At 69.0% G+C, this 25,414-nt stretch carries 25 protein-coding genes; 3 read left to right on the forward strand and 22 right to left on the reverse strand.

The genetic code is table 11. From position 1 onward, the window contains the following. Nucleotides 1-3: 3 nt before the first annotated feature. The 18 genes from DEU37_RS09080 to DEU37_RS09165 form a co-directional block, all read right to left on the reverse strand. Nucleotides 4-1,569, reverse strand: a complete 1,566-nt coding sequence (locus tag DEU37_RS09080) for a Rieske 2Fe-2S domain-containing protein (RefSeq protein WP_121190377.1) — start codon at nt 1,567-1,569, stop codon at nt 4-6. Nucleotides 1,570-1,642: 73 nt separating this feature from the next. Beyond that, the gene (locus tag DEU37_RS15090) at nt 1,643-1,903 is read right to left on the reverse strand and encodes a hypothetical protein (RefSeq protein ID WP_259457229.1); all 261 of its coding nucleotides are present in this window, start codon (nt 1,901-1,903) and stop codon (nt 1,643-1,645) included. 31 nt (nt 1,904-1,934) lie between these two features. Continuing rightward, nucleotides 1,935-2,345: a transcription antitermination factor NusB gene (nusB, locus tag DEU37_RS09090; RefSeq protein WP_005049553.1), complete on the reverse strand. Its 411-nt coding sequence runs from the start codon at nt 2,343-2,345 to the stop codon at nt 1,935-1,937. 18 nt (nt 2,346-2,363) lie between these two features. After that, complete coding sequence (efp, locus tag DEU37_RS09095) at nt 2,364-2,924, reverse strand: elongation factor P (protein ID WP_121190495.1); 561 nt, start codon at nt 2,922-2,924, stop codon at nt 2,364-2,366. Between the two features lie 96 nt (nt 2,925-3,020). After that, a complete protein-coding gene (aroQ, locus tag DEU37_RS09100; protein WP_121190379.1) occupies nt 3,021-3,479 on the reverse strand; it encodes a type II 3-dehydroquinate dehydratase in 459 nt (152 codons plus the stop codon). Beyond that, nucleotides 3,476-4,018: a GNAT family N-acetyltransferase gene (locus DEU37_RS09105; RefSeq protein WP_121190381.1), complete on the reverse strand. Its 543-nt coding sequence runs from the start codon at nt 4,016-4,018 to the stop codon at nt 3,476-3,478. The genes aroQ and DEU37_RS09105 overlap by 4 nt, the downstream gene beginning before the upstream one ends. After that, nucleotides 4,015-5,097, reverse strand: a complete 1,083-nt coding sequence (aroB, locus tag DEU37_RS09110) for a 3-dehydroquinate synthase (RefSeq protein ID WP_121190382.1) — start codon at nt 5,095-5,097, stop codon at nt 4,015-4,017. Before aroB ends, DEU37_RS09105 begins: the two co-directional genes overlap by 4 nt. Further along, nucleotides 5,094-5,633, reverse strand: coding sequence for a shikimate kinase (locus tag DEU37_RS09115; RefSeq protein WP_121190384.1), 540 nt, complete (start codon nt 5,631-5,633; stop codon nt 5,094-5,096). Before DEU37_RS09115 ends, aroB begins: the two co-directional genes overlap by 4 nt. Continuing rightward, nucleotides 5,630-6,841, reverse strand: coding sequence for a chorismate synthase (gene aroC, locus DEU37_RS09120; RefSeq protein ID WP_121190386.1), 1,212 nt, complete (start codon nt 6,839-6,841; stop codon nt 5,630-5,632). Before aroC ends, DEU37_RS09115 begins: the two co-directional genes overlap by 4 nt. A gap of 4 nt (nt 6,842-6,845) precedes the next feature. Continuing rightward, the gene (locus DEU37_RS09125) at nt 6,846-7,703 is read right to left on the reverse strand and encodes a shikimate dehydrogenase (protein WP_121190388.1); all 858 of its coding nucleotides are present in this window, start codon (nt 7,701-7,703) and stop codon (nt 6,846-6,848) included. Then, complete coding sequence (gene mltG / locus DEU37_RS09130) at nt 7,684-9,153, reverse strand: endolytic transglycosylase MltG (RefSeq protein WP_121190390.1); 1,470 nt, start codon at nt 9,151-9,153, stop codon at nt 7,684-7,686. The genes DEU37_RS09125 and mltG overlap by 20 nt, the downstream gene beginning before the upstream one ends. Then, entirely contained in the window at nt 9,153-9,626 is a 474-nt protein-coding gene (gene ruvX / locus DEU37_RS09135; RefSeq protein ID WP_005049544.1) for a Holliday junction resolvase RuvX, read from the reverse strand. Before ruvX ends, mltG begins: the two co-directional genes overlap by 1 nt. After that, nucleotides 9,623-12,286, reverse strand: a complete 2,664-nt coding sequence (alaS, locus tag DEU37_RS09140; RefSeq protein WP_121190392.1) for an alanine--tRNA ligase — start codon at nt 12,284-12,286, stop codon at nt 9,623-9,625. The genes ruvX and alaS overlap by 4 nt, the downstream gene beginning before the upstream one ends. Before the next feature lie 70 nt (nt 12,287-12,356). Next, nucleotides 12,357-12,638 carry an ATPase gene (locus tag DEU37_RS09145; RefSeq protein ID WP_231477285.1) on the reverse strand — a complete coding sequence of 94 codons (282 nt, stop codon included), beginning with the start codon at nt 12,636-12,638 and terminating at the stop codon, nt 12,357-12,359. Between the two features lie 96 nt (nt 12,639-12,734). Then, on the reverse strand, nt 12,735-13,364 hold the full coding sequence (gene rpsD, locus DEU37_RS09150; protein ID WP_121190393.1) for a 30S ribosomal protein S4: 630 nt from the start codon (nt 13,362-13,364) through the stop codon (nt 12,735-12,737). A 153-nt stretch (nt 13,365-13,517) separates the two neighbouring features. Beyond that, on the reverse strand, nt 13,518-14,252 hold the full coding sequence (locus DEU37_RS09155) for a DUF1361 domain-containing protein (protein WP_121190395.1): 735 nt from the start codon (nt 14,250-14,252) through the stop codon (nt 13,518-13,520). Between the two features lie 25 nt (nt 14,253-14,277). Next, nucleotides 14,278-15,786 (reverse strand): tetratricopeptide repeat protein, encoded by a 1,509-nt coding sequence (locus DEU37_RS09160; RefSeq protein ID WP_121190397.1) that lies wholly within the window; start codon nt 15,784-15,786, stop codon nt 14,278-14,280. Between the two features lie 68 nt (nt 15,787-15,854). Further along, nucleotides 15,855-17,135 carry a replication-associated recombination protein A gene (locus DEU37_RS09165; protein WP_005049538.1) on the reverse strand — a complete coding sequence of 427 codons (1,281 nt, stop codon included), beginning with the start codon at nt 17,133-17,135 and terminating at the stop codon, nt 15,855-15,857. A gap of 188 nt (nt 17,136-17,323) precedes the next feature. On the opposite strand from DEU37_RS09165, the gene DEU37_RS09170 reads away from it, so the two are divergent. The 3 genes from DEU37_RS09170 (at nt 17,324) to DEU37_RS09180 (ending at nt 19,848) form a co-directional block, all read left to right on the forward strand. Continuing rightward, nucleotides 17,324-17,626: a dioxygenase gene (locus tag DEU37_RS09170; RefSeq protein WP_121190399.1), complete on the forward strand. Its 303-nt coding sequence runs from the start codon at nt 17,324-17,326 to the stop codon at nt 17,624-17,626. Nucleotides 17,627-17,742: 116 nt separating this feature from the next. Beyond that, entirely contained in the window at nt 17,743-19,197 is a 1,455-nt protein-coding gene (locus DEU37_RS09175; protein ID WP_121190496.1) for a DUF349 domain-containing protein, read from the forward strand. Between the two features lie 93 nt (nt 19,198-19,290). Further along, nucleotides 19,291-19,848: an SAM-dependent methyltransferase gene (locus DEU37_RS09180; protein ID WP_121190401.1), complete on the forward strand. Its 558-nt coding sequence runs from the start codon at nt 19,291-19,293 to the stop codon at nt 19,846-19,848. Here DEU37_RS09180 and DEU37_RS09185 read toward each other — a convergent pair. Genes DEU37_RS09185 through yajC form a run of 4 tightly spaced genes read right to left on the reverse strand, consistent with a single transcriptional unit; the run spans nt 19,827 to nt 25,370 of the window. Next, a complete protein-coding gene (locus DEU37_RS09185) occupies nt 19,827-22,103 on the reverse strand; it encodes a bifunctional (p)ppGpp synthetase/guanosine-3',5'-bis(diphosphate) 3'-pyrophosphohydrolase (protein ID WP_005049533.1) in 2,277 nt (758 codons plus the stop codon). The genes DEU37_RS09180 and DEU37_RS09185 overlap by 22 nt on opposite strands. Before the next feature lie 59 nt (nt 22,104-22,162). Next, complete coding sequence (gene secF / locus DEU37_RS09190) at nt 22,163-23,152, reverse strand: protein translocase subunit SecF (RefSeq protein ID WP_121190402.1); 990 nt, start codon at nt 23,150-23,152, stop codon at nt 22,163-22,165. Continuing rightward, nucleotides 23,152-24,891, reverse strand: coding sequence for a protein translocase subunit SecD (gene secD / locus DEU37_RS09195; protein WP_121190404.1), 1,740 nt, complete (start codon nt 24,889-24,891; stop codon nt 23,152-23,154). The genes secF and secD overlap by 1 nt, the downstream gene beginning before the upstream one ends. A 35-nt stretch (nt 24,892-24,926) precedes the next feature. Further along, on the reverse strand, nt 24,927-25,370 hold the full coding sequence (gene yajC, locus DEU37_RS09200) for a preprotein translocase subunit YajC (protein WP_121190406.1): 444 nt from the start codon (nt 25,368-25,370) through the stop codon (nt 24,927-24,929). Between the last annotated feature and the right edge of the window lie 44 nt (nt 25,371-25,414).

A 25,414-nucleotide genomic window follows, 5' to 3' on the forward strand; every position in this document is an offset into this window, starting at 1 on the left:
GCGTCACGAGGTCTGCGCGGATGCCGTTTCGACGACCCGAGATGCACGGATGGGGTGCCCGGGCGCGGTGAGGCACTGCCCGCTCGCCAGATCCCACTTCCAGTCGTGCAGCGCGCAGGTGAGCACGCCGTCCTCGATCTTGCCGGTCTTGGTGAGGTCGGCGCGCAGGTGAGGGCAGCGACGCTGCACAGTCCACTCGCCGATCTCGGCATCCTCGGTCTGGTCCGACTGCTCCGCATACCAGTTCTCGACGTATTCGATGCGGTCGCGGGACAGGCACTTCAGGAAGGTCGTGAGGAACTCGTTGAACTTGCCGCTGCGGCCGACCTCGAACTGCATCGACAGGAAGATCGAGTTCGACCAGTCGATCTCGTGATCGCGGATGTTGGTGGAGACGAGATCGGCGGGGATCGTGTACCAGTAGATGCACTCCTCCCCCGCGTACTCCCGCACCTTCGCCTTGGGGAAGTCGACGAGCATGTCGAGCTCGCCGATGCGGAAGCGGACGTTGCCGCCGACGCCGGTGCGGATCGTGCGGGCGCGACGCAGCAGCGGCTCCCACCACTCCTGCAGCGCGGCGAGCATCTCATCCGGTGCCATCGGCTCGGCCCGCGTCTCGATCTCCGCGATGACCTCCGCCTGGCGGCTGTCGCGCTGCTCGGCGAGGTAGGCCCACTTGTCGTCGAAGACCCGGTCGATCTCATCCGGCGTGTAGAGGGTCTGCGTGATCTCGATCACGCCACCGTTGAGGTCGACCTGCGTGCCGGGCACGAACTCGTAGCCCTTCTGGTCCGGGCGCTCGGCGCGCATGTGCGCGAGGAACTGGCGCTGATCGGTGAAGATCGAGTCGTCCTCCAGCCCCCACCCGTTGAAGCGGAACAGGTCTTCGCGCAGGAACATGGGCGGTCCCGCCATCGGGAAGACGTGCTCGGCATCCACCTTCTCGATGTAGTACATCGCCCGCTTGTTCTGCGCGTCGCGCTTGAGCTTCGCGAAGTGCTGCTTCGAGTCCTGCGGCAGGTCGTAGACCATGGGCCACCAGATCGCGCCGGAGACCTGCGTGAAGTAGGCGTCGGGCTTGGAGAACGACAGCAGACGATCGAGGTCGAGGGGATGCGAGTCGTTCTGGTTCAGGATGCTGGCGGTGCCGTCGTCCACGCTCAGTGATGAGTCGCCGATGGGCCCGTCGCTGGGCGCCCGCAGCGGCGTCACCATGATCTTCAGACCACCCGGATACTCCAGAGTCTGCCCCGCCTGCGTGTAGACGATGTTGTCGTAGCCGAGGCGGCGGAGGTCCACCTCGAGGTCGTCCGTCGGGTACTCCGGGAGCAGGACGCGAATGTCCTTCGGCACGTACCGTTCCAGCAGCGCCGGGTCGAAGTGATCGCGGTGGCGGTGCGAGATGTAGAGGAAGTCGGCTTTCCCGAAGCGCTCCCAGTCCAGGCCGCGGTTGTCGGGGAACGGGAACCAGGAGCCGAAGAAGCTCGGACCCATCACGGGGTCGCAGAGGATGCTGCCGCCCGTCGTCTCGATGAACATTCCGGCGTGGCCGAGGCCTGTGATCCGCATGGGTCCTCCTGGTCGAACAGCTCCCGAGTCTACGCGTGGGAGCCTGAGCCGCCGCTCAGGCGGTGCGGGCGATTCAGGGTGCAGAGAGGCCGAGGCGGGGATACAGCCGGGCGAAGCCTTCGGCGAGCCCGCCCTCCAAGGCGTCGACCACATGACCGGCGCCGGGGACCACGTCGCTGTCGGCCTGCCAACCTGCCGAGAACGCGGCGGCCGCCCACAGGGGCCAGGGCGCGGGGCGGCGACGCAGCAGCAAGAACACGACGGCGGCCGCGCTCGCGGCACACAGGCTGACAATGAGCCAGGGGTCGACGATGCGGAGGGTGAGAACGGACATCACCCGCGCTCCCTCCTCGGCACAAGCCGGCTCAGGCGGTGCGGGCGATGCGCCCGAGGACTCCGTGCACGAACGAGCCGGAATCGTCGGTGGAGAACTCCTTCGCCAGCTCCACGGCCTCGTCGATCACGACCGCGGCGGGCACCTCATCGTTGAACATCAGCTCCCACACCGCCAGGCGCAGGATGGCGCGGTCGACCGCCGGCATCCGCTCGAGCTTCCAGTCCCGGGCGTGGGTGATGATCTGCTCGTCGATCTCGTCGCGGTTGTCGATGACACCGTCGACGATCTCGCGGGCGTACAGCCACGACGCCTCGCGAGCGGGCTCGTTCGCCGCGCGCTTCGCCTCCGCGGCGAGGGTGACCGCAAGCTCATCGCCGCGGACGTCGGACTGGAAGAGGATGTCGAGGGCGCGCTTACGCGCCTTGGACCGTGCGCTCATCGCTTCGAAGACCGGTCGTCAGTTGACGCGGCCGAGGTAGTCGCCCGTGCGGGTGTCGACCTTGACCTTCGTGCCGGTCTCCAGGAACAGCGGCACCTGGATCTCGTAGCCGGTCTCGACGGTGGCGGGCTTCGTGCCGGCCGACGAGCGGTCGCCCTGCAGGCCCGGCTCGGTGTAGGTGATCTCCAGCACGACGGATGCCGGCAGCTCGATGTAGAGCGGGTTGCCGTTGTTGAGCGCGATCTGCACCTGCTGGTTCTCCAGCAGGAAGTTCGCGGTGTCGCCGACGGTCGCGGCCCCGACCGTGATCTGGTCGTAGTCCGCCACGTCCATGAAGACGAAGCCCTCGCCGTCGTTGTAGAGGTAGGTGAAGTCGCGGCGGTCGACGTTCTCGATCTCGACCTTGGCGCCCGCGTTGAACGTCTTGTCGACCACCTTGCCGGTCATCACGTTCTTCAGCTTGGTGCGCACGAACGCGCCGCCCTTGCCGGGCTTGACGTGCTGGAACTCCACGACGCTCCAGAGCTGTCCGTCGATGCTGAGGACGACGCCGTTCTTGATGTCTGCGGTCGATGCCATGAGTGTGGAGTTTCCGTTCGTGAGTTCGAGGTGGCGCACGCGGTGGCGCGCGGCCGACAGTCGATCTTAGCCCACGGCCGCATTGCCGTCCGGGGCTCAGCCCTCGGCGGCGCCGGCGATGACGTCGATCAGCAGTGCGGTGGCGCGCGCGTAGCCGGCGACGCCCTCGCCGATGACGTGCACGGCGGCGACATCGGCCACGTACGAGTGATGGCGGAAGCTCTCGCGCTCGTACACATTCGAGATGTGCACTTCGGCGACCGGAAGGGACACTCCCGACAGTGCGTCGCGCAGCACGACGGAGGTGTGGGTGAGACCGCCGGGGTTGATCACGATCCCGGCGCAGGTGGTGCGGGCTTCGTGGATCGCGTCGATCAGCACGCCCTCGTGGTTGCTCTGGATCGCCTCGACGTCGAAGCCGCGAGCAGCCGCGGCATCCTGGACGATGCGCTCCACGTCGGCGAGGGTGTCGTGCCCGTAGACGTCGGGTTCGCGGATGCCGAGCAGGTTGAGGTTGGGTCCGTTCACCAGCAGGATGCGTCGAGGGGTCGTCACGCGCTCACCCTACCGGCACGCACCATGATCATCTCGGGGCCGATCACGCTCGTGAACGTCTCGCCCGTCGCAACGAAGCCGAGTTTGCGATAGGCGCCCTGCGCGCGATGGTTGTCGACGTGCACGTCGAGCGTGAGCTGGCCTGCGCCTCGATCCGCAGCCCATGCCGCCGCCGCGTCGACAAGGCGCCCGAGCACTCCCGACCCCCGCTGCGAGGGCGCCACGTACACGCCGACGACGTCCGCGCGCGCGTCGGCCACCGGCCGGCCCAGATGATCGGGTGTTCCCGCCGCCCTCAGCAGCACGGTCACGGTGCCGACCCAACGCCCCTCGTCGTCGGCGATGAACTGCGCGGCCTCATCCGACAGTGATGCGCCGGCCGCGCGCTCGCGCCAGAACTCCTCTTCGTGCGCACGCTCCTGGTCCACGGTCGACAGGAAGGCGATGGATGCCGCCGGGTCCCCGACCGCGTCGATACGCAGATCACGGATCTCCCGCCATTCCGCCGCGCGGACGCGTCGGACGACGGGAACGCTCACTCGGCGACCTCTTGATAGGCCGCGAACAGAAGGGACTCGTCCGGCGCCTGCAGGACGGTCGGCTTGCCGATGTCGTCGAGCACGATGAAACGCAGCATCGCACCGCGCGTCTTCTTGTCGCGCTGCATGGTCGCCAGCAGCTGCTTCCACGCGCCCGAGCGGTACGAGGTCGGCAGTCCCAGCAGTTCGAGGATGCGGCGGTGGCGCGCGGCGGCATCGTCGGACAGTCGGCCGGCCAGTCGTGAGAGCTCGGCGGCGAAGAGCATGCCGATCGAGATCGCTGCGCCGTGGCGCCACTGGTACCGCTCGGCGTGCTCGATCGCGTGGCCGAGCGTGTGCCCGTAGTTCAGTACTTCGCGCAGACCGGCTTCGCGCAGGTCCTCGCCGACGACGCGCGCCTTCATCTCGATGGCCAGTTCGATGCAGCGCCGGAACGCGGCTGACTGCGGGTCGACGGCAGCCTCGGGGTCGGCCTCGATGATGTCGAGGATCTCCGGGTACCAGATGAAGCCGGCCTTCACGACCTCGGCGAACCCGGCCACCCGCTCGTTGCGGCTGAGCGTGTCGAGCAGCGCCAGATCGCAGATCACGGCACGCGGCGGCCAGAACGCGCCGACGAGGTTCTTTCCCTCCGCCGTGTTGATGCCGGTCTTGCCGCCGACGGCAGCATCCACCATGCCGAGCACCGTCGTGGGCACCTGCACCACCGCGACGCCGCGCAGCCATGTCGCCGCGACGAAGCCCGCCAAGTCGGTGACCGCTCCGCCGCCGAAGCCGACGACCGCGTCGGTGCGCGTGAAGTCGGCTTGACCCATCACCTGCCAGCAGAAGGCCGCGACTTCGACACGCTTGCCCTGCTCGGCGTCCGGCACCTCGGCAAGCAGCACCTGCCGCTCCCCCGAGGCGAGCAGCGACGCGCGCAGCTCGGTGGCGGCGGCCGACAGCGTCGGCGGGTGCACGATGAGCACTTTCTGCGCGGCGGGCGGCACAGCGTCGCCCACCATGCCGAGGATGTCCCGTCCGATCGTGATGTCGTAAGGCTGGTCGCCGGCGACGCCGATGACGGTGGTGTCGGTCATTCGTGTGCTCCTCGGGCGTGATCGTCGCCGGCCAGCTCCGCCTCGATCCACGCCGCGAGGGCGTCGACCGCATCTTGCAGAGGACCGGCGGACGTGTCGAAGCTCACCTGGGCGAGCCGTTCGTACAGGGGGCGCCGTGCGGCGTAGATCTCATGCCAGCGCTCGACGGCGTCGCCCTCCTGCAGGAGGGGGCGCGCGCCGCCGCGGATGCGTGCGGCCACATTGTGCGGCGCGACGGTCAGCAGTGCGACGTGGTGATGGGCCAGCGCCGCCTGGGTGTCGGGGTGCAGCACCGCTCCCCCGCCGAGTGCGACGATGCCGCCCCTCGTGAGCGCGTCGGCCACAGCCTCGCGTTCCAGCTCGCGGAAGTGCGCCTCGCCGTGCGTGGCGAAGATGGTCTCGATCGGGCCGTGTTCACGAACGATCACGGCGTCGCTGTCGGTGAACGGCAGGCCCAGCCGTTTGGCCACACGTTTGCCGACGCTCGTCTTACCCGCCCCCATCGGGCCGATGAGGACGATCGCAGGACTCGTCATCCGAGGGCGTCGTCGCTGTCCGCGGCCGTCTGCAGCGTCTCGGGGATCGCGGAGAGATAGCTGCGGAGGTTACGGGCCGTCTCGCCGACGCTGTCGCCGCCGAACTTCTCGAGCACCGCTTCGGCCAGCACGATCGCGACCATCGCCTCGGCCACCACGCCCGCCGCGGGCACCGCGCACACGTCGGAGCGCTGGTGGTGCGCCGTGGCGGCCTCGCCCGTCGTGACGTCGATCGTGCGCAGCGCGTGCGGCACGGTCGCGATCGGCTTCATGCCCGCGCGCACGCGCAGCACCGTCCCGGTGGACATGCCGCCCTCCGTGCCGCCGGCCTTGTCCGAGGAGCGTGTGATGCCCTCGGATGCCGCGAACAGCTCGTCGTGCGCCGCCGAGCCGCGGCGACGCGTGGTCTCGAAGCCATCGCCGACCTCCACGCCCTTGATCGCCTGGATGCTCATGAGGGCCTGCGCGAGCTTGCCGTCGAGGCGGCGATCCCACTGCACGTGGGAGCCCAGCCCGGGCGGCAGGCCGTAGGCGAGAACCTCGACGATGCCGCCCAGCGTGTCGCCGTCCTTCTTCGCGGCATCCACTTCGGCGACCATCTCTTCCGAGGTGGCGGGATCGAAGCAGCGCAGCGGGTCCGCGTCGAGTGTGGCGACGTCGTCCGGAGTGGGAAGGGCCGCCCCTGACGGCACCTGAACGGGGCCGATCGACAGCGTGTGGCTGACGAGACGGATTCCGAGCTCACCGAGGAACGAGCGGGCGATCGCGCCCAGAGCAACGCGCGCCGCCGTCTCGCGAGCACTCGCGCGTTCGAGGATCGGACGCGCCTCGTCGAACCCGTACTTCTGCATGCCGACCAGGTCGGCGTGGCCCGGGCGGGGGCGGGTGAGCGCGGCGCCGCGGCCGCGAGACATCTCGGTCATCTCGACCGGCTCGGCACTCATGACCTCGGTCCACTTGGGCCACTCGGTGTTGCCGATGCGCAGCGCGATCGGGCTGCCCATGCTGAGGCCGTGCCGGACGCCGGCGGAGATCGTCAGTTCGTCCTCTTCGAACTTCATCCGTGAGCCGCGGCCGTAGCCGAGCTTGCGCCGCGCGAGATCCGCCTGGATCGCGGCGCGGGAGACGGGGACGCCGGCGGGCAGTCCCTCCATGAAGGCGACGAGTTCGGGGCCGTGCGATTCGCCGGCCGTGAGCACGCGGAGCATTCGCCTAGTCTCCCACGAGCGCACGGGCCATGATGTCCACGACGGCATCCTCATCGGGCAGTGGCTCGTCGACGTCGCCCGTTCGGAACGCGCGGATCTGCAGCACGGCCTGTCGCACGAGCATGCCGAGGCCGTTGACGGCGGGAGCACCCGCCGCCTGCCATGCGACGGCCAGCGGGGTCGGCCAGTGGCCGTACACGACGTCGTAGAGCAGCCCTCCGCCGGACGCGATCCGTCGGGCGGTGTCGTCCGGCAGCGCGGCGCCGCCGGGCAGGGTGGAGACGGTGAGCGGGACGGATGCCGGCGCCACCGTGTCCGGCGCCGCGATCGAGACGGCGACCGACAGAAGCTCCCCCAGCTCGGCAAGGGCGTGGGCCGCGTCGGGGCGTCGCGCGACCACCTCGACGGTGCGCGCGCCGAGCTGTGCGAGCGCGACGAGCGCCGACGTCGCCGTCGCCCCCGCGCCGACGATGCGGCCGGTCTCGATCGCCTCGAGACCATGGGCTCGCACGTCGCCGACGATTCCGCCGACATCAGTGTTGAAGCCCCGCCACTGTCCGTCCGCGCGAACGAGCGTGTTGACGGCGCCGGTGAGCTCGGCCGTGCGATCGCGGTGCGTCGCGGCGGCGAAGGCCTCGGTCTTCAGGGGGAACGTCAGCGAGAGGCCCCGAAACGCCGCGCCCAGGCCGCCCAGCTCGCGCGAGAAGTCCGCCGCTGCGACTCGTCGGCGTCCATAGCTCCAGTCCCATCCCAGTGCGGCGTACGCCGCGGCGTGGATCCGCGGCGAGAGGCTGTGAGCGATCGGGTCGCCCCACACCTCTAGGAGCGATCCGGTCGGGACCTCAGCAGTCGGCACTGTCATTGGCGGCGCACCACTGCTGCCACTGCGCCACGGCCTTCTCGTGCTCGGCATACGTGGTGCTGAAGATCGTCTCGCCGGTATCGAGGTTGACCGTCACGAAGTACAGCCACGGCCCGTCTGCCGGGTGCATCGCCGCGTCGATGGCCAGGTCGCCGGGGTTGGCGATCGGCCCGATCGGAAGACCCGGGTGCAGATACGTGTTCCACGGGTTGTCGTTGGCGAGGGCTTCTGCCGAGGAGCTGGCCGTGCCCTTGTTGATCTCGTTGTAGCCGTACTGCGCCGTCGAGTCCATCTGCAGCAGGCCGTGGGTCTCCTCGTTGTTGGGATCGAGGCGGTTCTCGATCACTCGGGACACCTTGTAGAAGTCGGCCGTGAACCGTGCCTCGCGCTGGATGATCGACGCGACGGTGAGGATGCGCTCGCGCTGGTCGGTCGGCACGCCTGCCTTGTCGAGAGAGGCCACCGTGCGATCGACCAGCGTCTTGATGACCTGCTGCGCCGTCGTCCCGGGATCGAACGTGTACGTCGCCGGGAACAGCCAGCCCTCGAGCGTCGTCGCGCTGACGCCGTACTGCGAGGGATCGGCGACCGCCGCCTGCAGATCGGCGAGCGGGATGCCGGTTCCGTCGGCGAGTCGCGTCAGGGTCGAGCCCATGGTCAAGCCCTCGGGCAGCTGCGCGGTGTTCTCGCGTCGGCTGCTGGGGTCTTCCAGGGCCTTCAGGGCCGCCGCGGACGACATCTTCTGCTTGAGCGTGTACACGCCCGGTTGGAAGTCCGGGTTCTGGCCGGTCTTGATCAGGTAGTCGTAGAAGGCGGTGTCCGTCTTCGTGACGCCCGCCTGGAACAGCGACGTCGAGATCGTCGATCCGGTGTCGCCCGTGACGATCGTCACCGTCGCGTCGCCCTCGGCGATGCCCTCCTCGTAGTCCTTGGGCTCTTCCCACCCCATGAACGCGCGGATCTTGTCCTCGTAGGTGTTCCAGACGTAGAAGCCACCCCCCACGATGCCGCCGAGGATTGCGAGGATCACCCCGAAGATCACCCAGCCCGCGATGCGGCTCTTTCGGCGATCGCGGTCGTGGCTCTTGCCGCGCCCGCGATCGGAGTGCGAGTCCCCGCTGAAGAGCGCATCGAGCTGCTGATGCACCGGAACGGCCTCGGCCTCTGGCGACGCCGGTGCCGGTGCCGCCGGCGCTGCCGCGGCGGTCTCGGGGCGGGGATCCGCGGTCTCGTCCGCGGCGCGCGCGGAGATCGGTGCTGCGATCGGTGCGCTCTGCGGCGACGACGGGGTCTCTGACGCGGCGTTCGCCGCTGCGGCCGCCTCCCGCGCGGCGCGGCGCGATGGCGGCACGGATGCCGCGCCACCGGATGACGGCGCCTGCGTGCGCGGCGTCGGCAGTTTGCTGAACAGGTCCGCGAACTCGTCGTCGTTCGGCGGGGTGTCAGACATCAGGCGGGCTCCTGCGGGTCGGGCAATGCGGCACCGGCGGGGGCACCGGTGCTCTTCTCGACGTCGATCGCCTGCTGCAGCAGGACGACGGCGGCGACTTGGTCGACAATCCTACGAGACGAACGCTGGGAGCGTCCGGCATCGCGCAGCGCCGCGTGCGCGCTCACCGTGCTGAGGCGCTCATCGACGAGGCGCACCTCCAGTCCGGATGCCGCGCGCACCTCCCTCGCGAAGGCGCGGGCATCGTCGGTGGAGGCGGTCTCTCCACCGGACAGGCTGATCGGCAGCCCGACGAGCAGTTCCATCGCGGAGTATTCCTCGGCGAGCCGGGCGATGTGCGCCGCCGCGGCATCCGTTCGCGCAACCGTCTCGACGGGAACGGCGAGCAGTCCGTCGCGATCGCACCGGGCGACCCCGATCCGCGCCTTGCCGACGTCGATCCCGAGGCGCACGCCCGGTCGGAAGCCGCTCACGCGCCGGGTGTCTCCAGTGCGCGCGTCACCGCTGCGAGCGCGTGCGGGAGGGCATCCGGATCGGTTCCGCCGCCCTGGGCCACGTCGTCACGTCCGCCTCCGCCGCCGCCGAGCACGGCTGCGGCGTTCTTCGCGAGCACGCCCGCCTTCGCTCCCGCCGCGCGCGCAGTGTCGTCGGTGGCGACTATGACGACGGGCCGGCCGCCGACGACGGCGCCGAGCGCGACGACGGCGCCGGCTCCCACGCGCTCGCGCACCTGCAAGGCCAGCGTGCGCACGTCGTCCGCCGAGGCCGCGACGCCCAACGACTGGGCGACGAGACGGAACGCCCCGGTCGCCTGGGCCGATCCGGCCAGTTCCGGCAGCCGGCTCTCCAGCGCCTTCGCCTCGAACTGCGCGATGCGCTTCTCGGCCGCCTTCAGGCTTGCGGCCAGATCCGCGACTCGGCTGGCCAGCTGGTCCTTCGGTGTCTTCAGCGAGGTCGACAGCTGCGAGACGATGGCGCGTTCGGCAGCGAGCTCCCGGAAGGCGTCGAGACCGACGAGGGCTTCCACCCGTCGCGTGGAGGCGCCCACCGACGACTCTCCGACGAGGTTGATGAGGCCGATCTCCGCGCTCGAGCCGACGTGGGTGCCGCCGCACAGTTCGCGCGACCAGGGCCCGCCGATGTCGACCATACGCACCGTGTCGCCGTACTTCTCCCCGAACAGCGCCATCGCGCCGGCTGCCTTGGCCTCGTCGAGGGGCAGCACGCGGGTGGTCACCTGCAGGTTGTCGCGGACCGCGTTGTTGGCGATCTCCTCGATCTCCGTCTTGGTCGCCTCCGACAGCGTCTGACCCCACGAGAAGTCGAACCGCATGTAGCCGGCGCGGTTGAGCGATCCGGCCTGCGTCGCGGACTTCCCGAGGGTGTCGCGGAGGGCGGCGTGCACGAGGTGGGTCGCGGAGTGCGCCTGCTGCGCGGCACGGCGGTTGACGGCATCCACGACGCTCGTCGCGGGCTGGCCGACGCCGACCTCGCCGGAGGTCACCTCGACCGTGTGGCTGACCAACCCCGGCACCGGACGCTGCACGTCCAGCACCTCGAGCTCGTAGCCGGGTCCCACGATCACACCCTTGTCGGCGACCTGGCCGCCGCTCTCCGCGTAGAGCGAGGTCTCGGCGAGGATCACTTCGGCGATCTGGCCCTGCAGCGCTCGCTGCGCGGGGGCGCCGTCGACGAGCAGTCCGAGGACGGTCGACTCGGTCTCCCAGTCGGTGTACCCGGTGAACACCGTCTCGCCCTTCGCGCGGAAGTCGCGGTAGATGCTCGTGTCGGCGAGTTGGCGCTTGCGGGAGCGGGCATCCGCCTTCGCTCGGGCCCGCTGTTCGTGCATCAGGGTGTCGAACGCGTCGCGGTCCACGGTGAGCCCCGCCTCTTCGACGATCTCCATCGTGAGATCGATCGGGAAGCCGTACGTGTCGTGGAGCAGGAACGCCTCCGCGCCGCCGATCGAGGTGGTCCCGGCATCCTTGGCCGCCGCGATGGACGCGTCGAGGTTCTCCGAGCCGGCAGCGAGCGTGCGCAGGAACGTGGCCTCCTCCGCGAGGGCATAGGTCACGAGACGGTCGTAGTCGGTGCCGACCACCGGGTAGGCGTCCTTCATGGCATCCCGCGACGCCGCGAACAGGGTCGCGAACGTCGCTCCGTCCACACCCAGCAGACGCATGGAGCGGATGACGCGGCGCATGAGGCGGCGGAGGATGTAGCCGCGACCTTCGTTCGCCGGGGTCACGCCGTCGCTCAGCAGCATGAGCGAGGAGCGCACGTGGTCGGCGACGACGCGGAAACGGACGTCGTCGTCGTGGTTCGCGCCGTAGGACTTTCCCGACAGGGCGACGGCCGCATCGAGCACGGGGCGCACCTGATCGGTCTCGTACATGTTGTCGACGCCCTGTTTGAGGAACGCGATGCGCTCCAGGCCCATGCCGGTGTCGATGTTCTTGTTGGGCAGCTCTCCGACGATCGTGAAGTCGTACTTGCTGCGCACATCCGTGATCTCGTACTGCATGAACACGAGGTTCCAGATCTCGACATAGCGGTCGTCGTCGGTTGCCGGTCCGCCGTCGATGCCGTACGCGGGGCCGCGGTCGAAGAAGATCTCCGAGCAGGGGCCCGCGGGGCCGGGCAGGCCCGTCGACCAGTAGTTCGTGTCCTTACCCAGGCGCTGGATGCGTTCCTCGGGAAGGTCGGTCAGACGCAGCCACAGGTCGTGCGCCTCGTCATCCTCTTCGTAGACCGTGACCCACAGGTCCTTCGGGTCGAAGCCGAGCCCGCCCTCCTCCTCTGAGGTGGTCAGCAGCTCCCAGGCGTAGCGGATGGCGCCTTCCTTGAAGTAGTCGCCGAACGACCAGTTGCCGAGCATCTGGAAGAAGGTGCCGTGCCGCGGGGTCTTGCCGACCTCTTCGATGTCGTTGGTGCGGATGCACTTCTGGTTGTCGGCCGCCCGCGGGTAGGGCGCCGGCACGTCGCCGGAGAGGTAGGGAATGAAGGGCACCATTCCGGCGACGGTGAACAGCAGTGCCGGGTCGTCGGTGACCAGGGACGCGGAGGGCACGATCGTGTGCCCGTTCTTCTCGAAGTAGTCCAGGTAGCGCTGGGCGATCTCGGCGGTCTTCATCTGTGGGTTCCTCGGCAGAGCACGGGCGTGCGGGATCGGGCGGTCCCGGACGGGACGGTGCGGGGGTGGGTCAGTCGGCGTTCTTGACGACGTCGTGCGCGGCGTCCACGGCGCTGGATGCCGCGTCCTTCGCGGCCTCGACGGCGTTCGCGGCGGCATCCTTGACGTCTTCGGCGATGCCGTCGATCTTCGCCTCTTGGGCGCGATATGCCTCGCCGATGCGGTCGGTGAACTCGGTGATGCGCGCATCGACCTCGGCGAGAACTTCGTGGCCGCGCGGATCCTTGTTCACGAAGTGGGCGGCGACGAAGCCTCCCGCGAGACCCACGACGAACCACAGCACCTTCTTCATGCGTTCCATGTTAGGTGCACGGCTCGTGTCGGTGGGTCTGCGAGAACGCCGAAGGGCGCCGGGGAGAACCCCGACGCCCTTCGGATGTGCACGCGCTCAGCGCGCGGCGTAGTACTCGACGACGAGCTGGACGTCACCGGTGACGGGGACCTCCGCACGCTTCGGACGACGCACGAGCTTGGCCTGCAGCTTGTCGAGCTCGACCTCGAGGTAGCCCGGGACGGGGGGCAGAACCTCAGCGTGGCCACCGAGGGCGGCGACCTGGAAGGGCTCCAGCGACTCGCTCTTGGGCTTGACGTGGATGGCCTGACCCGGCTTCACGCGGAACGACGGGCGGTCGACGAGCTGGCCGTCCACGAGGATGTGGCGGTGCACGACGAGCTGACGGGCCTGCGCCGTGGTGCGGGCGAAGCCGGCACGCAGCACGAGGGCGTCGAGGCGCATCTCGAGCAGCTCGACGAGGTTCTCACCCGTCAGGCCGTCCTGACGACGAGCCTCGTTGAACGTGTTGCGCATCTGCTTCTCGCGGATGCCGTACTGCTCGCGCAGACGCTGCTTCTCGCGGAGGCGGACGGCGAAGTCGCTGTCCTGCTTGCGCTTGGTGCGGCCGTGCTCGCCGGGAGCATACGGGCGCTTCTCGAGGTACTTGGCTGCCTTGGGGGTCAGCGCGACGCCGAGGGCGCGCGACAGACGCACCTTGCGGCGGTCCTGGGACTTCGTAGCCACGAAGTGTTCCTTTCGTTACGCGGACGCGACTGTCGCGCCTCGCGGACGTATCGCCTCTCCTCGCCCTGTCCGGACTGCACGCCGGGGCATGCCGGAAGGTCGGTGAAGAAAAGAGGGGATGCCCGAAAACCGGTTTCGAGCCACTCCACTGTATCAGAGGGCGTCCGCGCGCAACGCGGACCAGCCCAGCGCGAACAGCGGCACGTAGAGGATGGCGATGAGCAGTGCGTGGGTCAGGACGAAGCCGAACGCTTCCAGAGCCTTGCCCCGATGACGCAGATGGTCACGCAGCTTGCGGATCATGGATCCCGGATGCCGGATGTCCCAGCTGTTGAGCCGCAGGTAGCGCCCCAGATAGACGCCGATGGCACCGAGCAGGATCACGGTCGCGGCGAAGCCCCAGCTGGCGGCGGGGATGCGTCCGTCGGGGCGATCGATGAGAACGAGGCCCATCGTCTGCACGACGGCCAGGCTGAGGACCGCATTGGCGATGCCGGAAAGCGTCAGCGCCAGCGTCTGGACGATGTCGTACCACAGGGGTACCGGTGTGGTCTCGGCTCGATGGCTGAAGTTGAGCTCCGTGATCAGGTACACCGAGTTCGGGAAGAACACGAGCCACAGCAGCGTCGCGACGATCAGGTAGGCCCACACGGCGAACGTGCCCGCCCCGGCGATCGCCTCGGTCGCCTGCCCGATCAAGGGGGTCAGCAGAAGCAGGCCCGCGCCGAGCACGACCGCGAGCAGCACCGGAAGAAAAGAGAGTCCGATGTTCAGGAGCATCGGCCGGTACAGCTTCACGCCGTAGACCCGCGCGCGCAGCACGATCAGGACGGCCGCGTACAGGTTGAGCAGCGTGACGGCGATGACGCCGATGAGCAGAGCCGACATCCCGTCAGCTTGTCACAGTCGACACTCAGCGCAGCAGGTCGAGGACGCCGACCGGGTACACGGGCGGCGCATCCGCAACCCACAGCGCCGCGATCTCGTACCAGCCCACCGTCGTGTGGCTGTCCCGCACGGGCAGCCGTTCACCCACCGGCAGTGCGGCCAGCTGCGGCGAACGTCCCCGGAAGACATGCACGATCTCGTGCCCGCGACCGCTGCCGCTGTCGAAGATGCTCTCGGTGACGGCCGCGAGCACGGCGTCGTCGAACTCCGCCGCAAGCTCCTCGGCGAACTCCCGGACGACGGCGCGCGCCGCGGTCTCGCCGAACTCGATGCCGCCACCCGGAGCACGGAGGAACTCGCCGTGCCGGTCGGTCTCCGGGTACGACTCCAGCAGCACATGTCCGTCCTGGACCACCAGTCCGACGGCGATCGCGCGGATGCGGGCGAGGCTCGCCAGCTCCCCCGCGTACGCGTCGACGGCCCGGCGATACTGCGGCAGCATCGGCGCGAGCGTCTGTAGAGCCGTGCGCACCGCCGCGGTCGGCTTCTCGTCGTCGTGCAGCGCGAGGGCCAGGAAGGCGCGGGCGGGGGCGATCAGCGGGTCGTCGTCGCCGACCGTGTGCAGGAGCGCCATCGCGGCGGAGGCGTCGCCCACGTTGCGCAGCGAGCTCGCCAGCTGGATGACCGCCTGCGTGCGGTGCGCAGCGGCCAGGCCCCGATCGAGAGCCTGCCGGTACAGCGGGATCGCGGCTTCTTCCTCGCCGAGCGCGTCATGCAGCGACGCGCGCTCGAATGCGGCGCGCGCATCCTCCTGTCCACGCGCGTCGAGGAGGCGTCCCAGCTCTGCGTGCGCCGTCGCGGGGTCCGCCGGATCGAAGCGATCCCAGAACAGTGCGAGCTCATCGACGGGATCAGCGACCGGCGCCGATCGCAGCGCACGCTCCAGCGCGGAGCGCACACGCTCCTGTGCACGGCGGAGCGCGGGGTCGGTGACGGATGCCCGCGCGAACACGAGCAGCCCGCGCGCGGCCTCCCCCGCGTCGCTCAAACCGCCCGCCAGCAGATGCGCGACGAGCTCGTCGATCCCGGTCGTGCGGACGACACCCGTCTCGCCGTCTTCCCAGTGCGGATCTGCGACGCGGCGGCAGCCGGCGGCGACGACCACGTTCTTGCGTCGAGTGGAGTTGGCTCCCGACCACTCGCTCCCGGCGTGGAACAGGGCCGCGGCGCGATGGCCCGTCTCCTCGAGCAGCTCGCGCGCGCCGGCGGTGAGAGCATCCTCGCCCGTATCGATCAGCCCGCCGGGAAGCTCGCGCACCAGAGCGCGCGGACCGACGCGGTACTGCTCGAACAGGAGGGCGTCACCGGTGTCGGTGAAAGCGATGACGGCGACGGTGTCGCCCTGATCGAGCACGTCCCAGTCGGAGACCGAGCCGTCCGGAAGGCGGTACGTGTCGCGGCGTACCCGCGTATACCCGTCGTAGATCTCGGTCTCGGTGAGCAGCTCCCACGGCTGTGCGCTCTCGTCGTCCATCTCTCGATCCTCGCACCGGCAGGCGGCGCGCCGCGAGCTCGGGCCCATTCGGGCCCACACGGGCCCGCTCAGTCGCCGAGGATCTTGCGGATCTTCTCGACGCGTGCCGCGATGTCGCGCTCCATCCCGCGTCCGGTCGGCTCGTAGTAGTGGCGCCCCCGCAGCTCGTCCGGCAGGTACTGCTGCGTGGCGACACCCACCTCGAGATCGTGGGGGTAGACGTAGCCTTTGCCGTGACCGAGCCGCTTCGCGCCCGGGTAGTGCGCGTCGCGGAGGTGCGTGGGCACGCGTCCGAATCCCCCGGCACGCACGTCGGCGATCGCTGTGTCGATCGCGAGGTAGGCGGCGTTGGACTTGGCCGTCGTCGCGAGATAGGCGGTCGCCTCCGCGAGCGGGATACGGCCCTCGGGCATGCCGATGAAAGCGACCGCATCGGCGGCGGCGACCGCGATGACCAGCGCCTGCGGGTCGGCGAGGCCGATGTCCTCGGATGCCGAGATCACGAGACGCCGGGCGATGAAGCGCGGGTCCTCTCCCGCCTCGATCATCCGCGCCAGATAGTGCATGGCGGCATCGACGTCGGAGCCTCGGATCGACTTGATGAACGCACTGATGACGTCGTAGTGCTCATCCCCTTGGCGGTCGTAGCGCAGCAGCGCGCGGTCGACGGCGTCGGAGACGTGGGCCGCTGTGACGGCCGGGCGCCCGTCGCCGTCGGCATCGTCGTCGACGACCATCGCCGCCGCCGCTTCGAGCGAAGTGAGCGCGCGGCGTGCGTCGCCGGAAGCCAGCTGGACGAGCGCCGTGCGTGCCTCGGCATCCAGTACCACGGCCCCATTCAGCCCGCGAGCATCCGACACCGCGCGATCGAGCAGCAGGCCGAGGTCGTCGTCGGTGAGCGGCTTCAGGGTCAGCAGCAGCGACCGCGACAGCAGCGGCGAGATGACCGAGAAGGACGGGTTCTCGGTGGTCGCGGCGATCAAGATCACCCAACCGTTCTCCACGCCCGGCAGAAGAGCGTCCTGCTGGGCTTTGGTGAAGCGGTGGATCTCGTCGAGGAAGAGGATCGTCGAGATGCCGTAGAGGTCGCGCTGGGTCATCGCCTCCTGCATCACCTCGCGCACGTCTTTCACGCCGGCGGTGACCGCCGAGAGCTCCACGAACCGGCGTCCCGACGTACGCGCGATCGCCTGCGCCAGTGTTGTCTTGCCGGTGCCCGGCGGGCCCCACAGGATCACCGAGACGGCTGTCTTCGCGGCGCCTGCCGGGTCGGCGAGGGCGACCAACGGAGATCCGGGGCGCAACAGGTGCCCCTGGCCGGCCACCTCCTCCAGAGAGGTCGGTCGCATCCGGACGGCCAGAGGGGTCTGGCCTTGGAAGAGAGCGGATGCCGATGCCACCGGACCAGGCTATCCGTGAGCGCCGACGTCGGGGTCGTCCAGGTTTGTCGACAGCGTGCGCCGAGACGTAGTCTTCCCAGAGTGCTGCGCGGCCCGGATCACGGCGGCCGGGGCGCACCAACACGAAGGAGGTCCGGGTGGCTGCGGCGGGCAAGAAGCAATCGCGCGACGAGAAGGAACGCGCGCGCCTCTATCGGGCACGCCAGGAGTTCCACGCGAGCCTGATCGCACGCCGGCGCCGCGACAACGTCATCGCCGGCGTCGCGGGAGGCCTTCTGCTGCTCGCGGTGGTCGGCGGTCAGGTCGCGTACTACACCGCCGGACCAGGCGCGCCGACGCCCGCTCCGAGCGGCGCCGCCACACCCGCCCCGACGCCGCTGGAGTTGCCCGGCTCCTCCGAGATCCCGGCACCGACACCGTCGCCCACCGCGGCGCCCTGACAGTCGGCGGTGGAGCGGGCGCCGCGGGTGAGCGCTCCACGGACGGCGGGCACGCCCGTATAGGCTGTATGCCGACCGAACCCCCATGCGGCGTGCGCCGCGACGAGGTGCTATCCGTGACTGACGTCTCCCCTTCCCAGCCCGACCACGAGCCTGCCGAACAGGCCGCTGTCGAGGACACCGCCACCGTTGCCGCCGACGAGGCCGCGCCCGTCTCCGACGAGGCCGCAGCCACGGAGGCCACGCCCGCTTCGGCGCGACCGGCGCCGGCTCCGACTCCGCGGGCGATGCCGGTCCCGCGCCCTCCCGCGCGTCGCGCCGCCGTCGCCCCCCTCCCGGCAGCCGCGCCCGACTCGTTCGGTCGCGCGGATGACGACGGCACCGTTTCGGTGCGAGAGGGCGACGACTGGCGTGTCGTGGGTCAGTACCCCGACGGCACGCCCGCGGAAGCCCTCGCGTACTTCGAGCGCAAGTACGTCGATCTCGCCGGCGAGGTGACCCTGCTCGAGGTTCGTCACCGCAACGGCGGGGCATCGGCCTCCGATCTCCGCTCGACGCTGGCGACCGTGCGTGAGCGTGTCATCGGTGCGGCCGCCGTGGGCGACCTCGCGGCGCTGGAGGCGCGACTGAGCGCGCTGGATGCCGCTCTCAGCGAGGCATCGGCCGAAGAGGCGCAGGCTCAGCGCGAGGCGGTCGATGCCGCCATCGCAGAGCGGACCGCGCTCGTCGAGCGGATCGAGGCCCTGGCGGCCCGTGACCCCAAGTCGATCCAGTGGAAGCAGACCACCGCCGATATCGGCGAGCTCTTCGCGCAGTGGCAGGCTCACCAGGCGACGGGTCCGCGTCTGCCCAAGAGCACGGGCCAGCAGCTGTGGAAGCGCTTCCGCGATGCGCGCGCCACGCTCGACAAGCACCGTCGCGAGTTCTACTCGGGCATGGATGAACAGCACCGCGCCGCTCGCGATGCCAAGGCTCGCCTCGTCGAGCGCGCCGAGGCGCTGGCCAGCAAGGGCGAGGACGGCATCGGTGCCTACCGCACGCTGCTGGACGAGTGGAAGAGCGCGGGTCGCGCCGGCAAGAAGGCCGACGACGCGCTGTGGGCACGCTTCAAGGCGGCCGGCGACGCGTTGTACGCCGCGCGCAGCGAGCGTGAGCAGGCGGATGCCGAGGAGTCGCGCGAGAAGATCGAGGCGAAGCGCGCGCTCCTCGCGGAGGCCGCCGCGGTGCCGCAGGAGAAAGACCTCGTGAAGGCGCGGACGCTGCTGACCGGTATCCAGCGGCGCTGGGACGAGATCGGCCGCATCTTCCCGCGCGAGGCCGAACGGGGCCTCGACGACGAACTGCGCAAGATCGAGCACGGCGTCAAGGCTCGCGAGGATGCCGACTGGAAGAGCAACAACCCGGAGACCAAGGCGCGTCAGAACGACATGACGCAGCAGCTGCGCGATGCCATCGCCGCTCTCGAGGCCGATCTCGAGAAGGCGAAGGCGTCGAAGAACGCCGGGGCGATCGCGAAGGCCACCGAGGCCCTCGAGGCACGCAAGAGCTGGTTGAAGGCGCTCGGCGGCTGAGCACGCTTCCTCCCGGAGGACCCTTCGTCCTCGTCTGTCCACAGATCGTCGTCTCCCCGTCCGCGCGCAGCGTGCGGCGGGGAGACTGCCGTCATGGGTTGGCCTTTCCTCTACTTCGCCGGCGAGCGGCTGTCGACCGCTGAGCTCAGCGCGGCGCGACTGGACGGCGACCTCGTCGAAGTCGGTGAGGCGTACATGCCGACGGACGCCGTCGAAACCCGCGAGTTGCGGGCGGGATCGATGCGTCCGACGCTGTCCGCGGCGCTCGCGCTGACGCGAAGGTCAGCGGCCTGGGTGCATGGAGCTCTGGCGGAGCCGCCCGTTCGTCATGACGTGCAGCGTCTGTCCGTGAGGCGCATCCACTCGGTGGTCGACGCCAGGCTGGCGTACCGAGACGTGGCGCTACGTGGCGAGGACGTGATGATGATCTCGGGCGTGGCCGTGACCACACCGGCGAGAACACTCGGCGACCTCGTGAGGGATCAGTGCGGTGGCGCCGATACCGCGGCGGCGATCGCCGCCCTCCTGCGCTGGTCACCGGGCCTTGCCGCCGTGGCGGCGCAGGTCCTGGCGGACGGTCCGCCCTTGCACCACAAGCGCGCGGCCGTCGCGGTGCTGCGGGCCTGCGCTCAGGAGGAGGTCACGCGGTAGACGTCGTACACCGCGTCGATACGGCGGACGGCGTTGAGCACCCGGTCCAGATGCACGATGTCGCCCATCTCGAACACGTAGCGGCTGAGCGCGAGGCGGTCGTTGGTCGTCTGCACCGAGGCCGAGAGGATGTTCACGTGGTGCTCGCTCAGCACGCGCGTGATGTCGCTGAGCAGTCCCGAGCGATCCAGTGCCTCGACCTGGATGTGGACCAGGAACACACTTTTGGTCGTCGGCGCCCAGGCCACGTCGATCATGCGATCGGGATCGTCCTGAAGGGACCGCACGTTCGTGCAGTCCGCCCGGTGCACGGATACTCCGCTGCCACGGGTGACGAAGCCGACGATGTCGTCGCCCGGTACCGGCGTACAGCACTTGGCGAGCTTGACGAGGATGTCCGGCGCGCCGCGCACCAGGACACCCGAGTCGCCGCCGCGGGGTGCTTTCGAGCGGCCGATGTGCGGAATCTCGATCGGGCCTGTGGAGGTGTCCTCCTCCGAACTGACGAGCGCCGTGACCTTCTCGATCACCGACTGCGTCGACACGTGGCCTTCGCCGACGGCGGCGTACAGGGCGGTGACGTCCTCGTAGCGCAGTTGGTGGGCGACCTCGGTGAACGAGTCCTGGTTCATCAGGCGCTGCAGCGGCAGGTTCTGGCGGCGCATGGCCCGCGCGATGGCGTCCTTGCCCTGCTCCACCGCCTCTTCGCGGCGCTCCTTGGTGAACCATCCGCGGATCTTGTTGCGCGCCCGCGTGCTCTTGACGAAGCTCAGCCAGTCCTGGCTCGGGCCGGCATCCGGGTTCTTGGAGGTGAAGACCTCGACGACGTCGCCGGAGTGCAGTTCGGACTCCAGCGGAACGAGTCGGCCGTTGACCTTCGCGCCCATCGTGCGGTGACCGACCTCGGTGTGCACCGCATAGGCGAAGTCCACGGGCGTGCCGCCGGCGGGAAGCCCGATGACCCGGCCCTTCGGCGTGAAGACGTACACCTCTTTCGCGCCGATCTCGAACCGCAGCGAGTCGAGGAACTCCCCCGGATCCGCCGTCTCGGCCTGCCAGTCGGAGATGTGCGCGATCCAGGCCATATCGGTGTCGACGGCCTTCGTGTCGGACTTTCCGCCCGCCATCCGCTCCTTGTACTTCCAGTGCGCGGCGACACCGTACTCCGCCTGCTGGTGCATCTCGTTGGTGCGGATCTGGATCTCGACGGTGCGACCGCCGGGGCCGATCACCGTCGTGTGCAGCGACTGGTAGAGGTTGAACTTGGGTGTGGCGATGTAGTCCTTGAAGCGACCCGGAATCGGGGTCCAGCGCGCATGGATCGAGCCCAGCACGGCGTAGCAGTCGCGCACGGTCCCGACCAGCACCCGGATGCCGATGAGGTCGTAGATGTCGTCGAACTCGCGGCCGCGCACGACCATCTTCTGGTACACGGAGTAGAGCTGCTTCGGGCGGCCCATGACGCGGCCGCGGATGCGGAGGTCACGGAGGTCCGCCTCGACGGCGTCGATCACGTTGTGGACGTACTCTTCACGCTGTGGCGTGCGCTGCTTGACGAGGCTGTCGATCTCGGCGTACAGCTTCGGGTGCAGCACCGCGAAAGACAGGTCCTCCAGCTCGTTCTTGACGGCCTGGATGCCGAGTCGGTGGGCCAGCGGCGCGTAGATCTCGAGCGTCTCGGTCGCCTTCTTCGCGGCCTTCTCCGGAGGCACGAAGCCCCAGGTTCGCGCGTTGTGCAGGCGATCGGCCAGCTTGATGATCAGCACCCGGATGTCCTTGGACATCGCAACGATCATCTTGCGGACGGTCTCCGCCTGCGCGGCATCCCCGTACTTGACTTTGTCGAGCTTGGTCACGCCGTCGACGAGCATGGCGACCTCGTCGCCGAAATCCGCCGTCAGCTCGTCGAGACGGTAGTCGGTATCTTCGACGGTGTCGTGCAGGAGGGCGGCGGCGATCGCGCGCGGGCCGAGACCGAGATCGGCGAGGATCTGTGCCACTGCGAGCGGGTGGGTGATGTAGGGCTCGCCGCTCTGCCGCTTCTGGCTGGCGTGCGCCCGCGCCGCCACCTGATAGGCGCGCTCGATGATCGCGACGTCGCCCTTGGGGTGGTGCGTGCGCACCGTGCGGATCAGCTGCTCGACGCCGTTGCGCGAGGGCGCGCGGGAGAAGATCCTCGGGACGAGGCGACGCAGAGAGCTGGGCGGGGGCGCGACGTTTCCGGCACTGGCAGACGTGGGAACCGTCTCGGCCATCCGCTCACCTCCGCCTTGACTGATCCGTTTATCCTACGCCCGGGCGAAGCGCACCCTGCTCACGCGTCGACGCGGGCGCGCTCGCGAGCAGCGAGAACGCGCGCGTCGCGCGACTTGAGGTCCGACTCGTTCTCGCGCAACAGCGAGTACAGCGGGGCAGCGACGAACAGCGTCGAGTACGCGGCGACGATCGTTCCGACGAAGATCGACAACGAGATGTCGGTCAGCGTCTGCGCGCCGAGCCACAGCGCTCCGATGAACAGGATCGCACCCGTCGGCAGTGCGGCGACCACCGTCGTGTTGATCGATCGGATCAACGTCTGATTGACGGCGAGGTTGACGGACTCGCCGAACGTGCGTCCCGACTTCTCACCGTCTTCGCGTGTGTTCTCACGGATCTTGTCGAAGACGACCGTCGTGTCGTACAGCGAGTACGACAGGATCGTGAGGAAGCCGATGACGGCCGCCGGCGAGATCTCGAACCCGAAGAGGCCGTAGACGCCGACGGTGATGACGAGCACATCGACCAGGCCGATGATCGCGGCGACCGACATCTTCCAGGTGCGGAAGTAGATCGCGAGGATCACGAAGGTGAGGGCGAGGAAGATCGCGAGACCCCACAGCGACTGACGGGTGACGTCCTGACCCCAGCTCGGGCCGATGAAGGATGAGCTGACGTCGGACTCCTGCACCCCGAACTTCTGTGCCAGAGCCGCCGTCACTGCCTGCGTGTCGGTGTTGGTCATCTGGTCGGTCTGGATGCGCAGCGCGTCCGATCCGATGGTCGTGACCTTCGTCGTCGCTCCGGGAACCACAGACTGCACGGCTGCGGTCGCGGCGGTCTGATCGGGGTTCGCGACCTGGTTGACGGTGAACTGCGATCCGCCGGTGAACTCGATCGAGAACTGGATGGGACGAAACAGCGGTACGAGCGCTGCGGCGATGACGAGGGCTGCGGCGATGATGAACCACAGGCGGCGACGCCCGACGAAGGGGAAAGAGGTCTTGCCGGTGTAGAGGTCGTTACCGAACTCGTTCATGGAGCGCATCAGTCGTCTCCCTCCGTCGTCGAAGTCGGTCTGCCGGCGTTCTTCGCCGCGAGCTCCGCCTGCTTGCGCTCGGCGATGGTCTGACGGCGTTCCGCCTCACCGCGCGAGCGGCCCGCGCGTCGCGCAGCCGAGCCCTTCGCGCCATCGAGCACCGGGGCGCGGAACTGCGCGCGCCCGCGATAGACGGCGCCGAGGGCATCGGGATCGAGGCCCGACAGCGGGTGTCCCCCGCCGAAGAACCGCGTTCGTGCCAGCAGCTGCAGCACCGGGTGGGTGAACAGGATGAAGATCAGGATGTCGATCAACGTCGTGAGACCCAGGGTGAACGCGAAGCCCTTCACGGTTGCGTCGGCGAGGATGTAGAGCACCACGGCGGCGAGGATGTTGATCGACTTCGAGATGTAGATGGTGCGCTTCGCGCGACCCCACCCGTCTTCGACAGCGCCGGTGATCGACTTGCCGTCGCGCAGCTCGTCACGGATGCGTTCGAAGTAGACGATGAACGAGTCGGCGGTGAATCCGATCGTGACGATCAGACCCGCGACGCCGGCCAGCGACAGACGGAATCCCATGCGCCAGGCCAGGATGCAGAGCGTGATGTAGGTGAGCACCCCCATCACGCCGAGGGAGGCGATGATGACGAAGCCCAGCGCGCGATACACGATGAGCGAGTACAGGGCAACGAGCGCGAGACCGATGAGGCCCGCGATGAGGCCGATCTGCAGCTGCTGCGAGCCCAGAGTTGCCGAGATGGCGTTGTCGCTCACGATGCCGAAGCTGAGCGGCAGCGCGCCGTACTTCAGCTGGTCGGCGAGCGTCTTGGCGCTCTCCTGATTGAAGGAGCCGCTGATCTGCGGCTTGCCGTCGAGGATCACACCGTTCATGGAGGGAGCGGAGATGACCGCACCGTCCAGCACGAAGGCGAACTGGTTCTGCGGGCTCTTGCCCGCCTGGGTGAACGCGTACAGGCGCTGGCTGACCTCGCCGAAGGTCTTGGTGCCCTGATCGTCGAAGACGATGTTGACGACCCACTGACCGTTCTGGGTGTTCATGCCGCTGGTGGCGTCGCTGATGGACGAGCCGTCGAGTTCGACGGGACCGAGAAGATACTTCGCCGTGCCGGTCGAGTCGCACGCGATCAGCGGCTGGTTTGCGGGGCTGTTCGCCGGGTCGTTGTCCTTGTTCGCGCAGTCGTAGGCGAGGAACTTCGCCTGGAGCGCGGGGGTGATCCAGCTGGGGTCGCTGCCGTTGGTGGGCGATGCCGTGGGTGTGGAGGCCAGCGACGGGTCGGGCGTCGGGTACGGCGTGGAGTTGCCGTCCTGTCCGACGAACGACGTGCTCGCGGCGGTCGTGGCCAGAACCGCCCGCAGCTGCATCTGTGCGGAGGACTCGATGCGCTTGCGCGTCTCCTCGTCGGCCTGTCCCGGAATCTGCACGACGATCTGGTTGCCGGCCTGCGTGGTGATGTCGGCCTCGCCCACACCGGACGCGTCGACGCGCTGACGGATGATGGCTGCGGCCTGGTTCATCTGATCGGTCGTCGGCGCGGCGCCGTCTGGAGTCTTCGCCTCGAGGATGATCTGCGTGCCACCCTGCAGGTCGAGCGCGAGCTCAGGCGCCCAGGAGCTCTTGCCGAAGACGTAGACGCCCAGGGCGTTCACTCCGAACAGCAGTGCCGTGATGACGAGAAGTCCGGTCAGTGCGCGCCAAGCACGGCGCACCGGGGTGGGTGTGGCCACGGAGGGTCAGCTTTCTTCGGGAACGTGCAGCGAGATCAGGCGTGCGGCTTCGCGTCGCCGGAATCGGCCGACGTGTCGGCGACCTTCTCGGCGGCTTCTACGGCACGGTCGTTGCTCACCGACGAGATGACGCCGTTGGCGACATCGCCTTCGTACTCGGCCTGGTCGGCCTCGGCTTCGATGAACTCGTCCTCGGTGACGGTGCCGTCCTCGTCATCCACGACGCGCAGGATCGCCTGGCTGTGGACCTCGACGGCGACGCCGGGCGCGAGCTCGACGGTTGCCGCCTTGGACAGGTCCTCGCCGTCGTACGAGACGAGCACGCCATACAAGCCGCCCTGCAGCAGCACCTTGACGCCGGGGAGCATCGCCCGTGCCTTGGCCTCCTGCTCCGCCTTCATCTTGGCGGCGCGCTTGCGAGAGCTCCAGAACATGAAGCCGAGCAGCGCCACCATCGCGACGAGCAGAATCCAATCCATGCGGATACACCTTTCGGGAGCGCGCCGGATCGACGCTGAAGAGG

Source organism: Microbacterium sp. AG790, from assembly GCF_003634765.1.
In the GTDB taxonomy this organism is placed as follows: domain Bacteria; phylum Actinomycetota; class Actinomycetes; order Actinomycetales; family Microbacteriaceae; genus Microbacterium.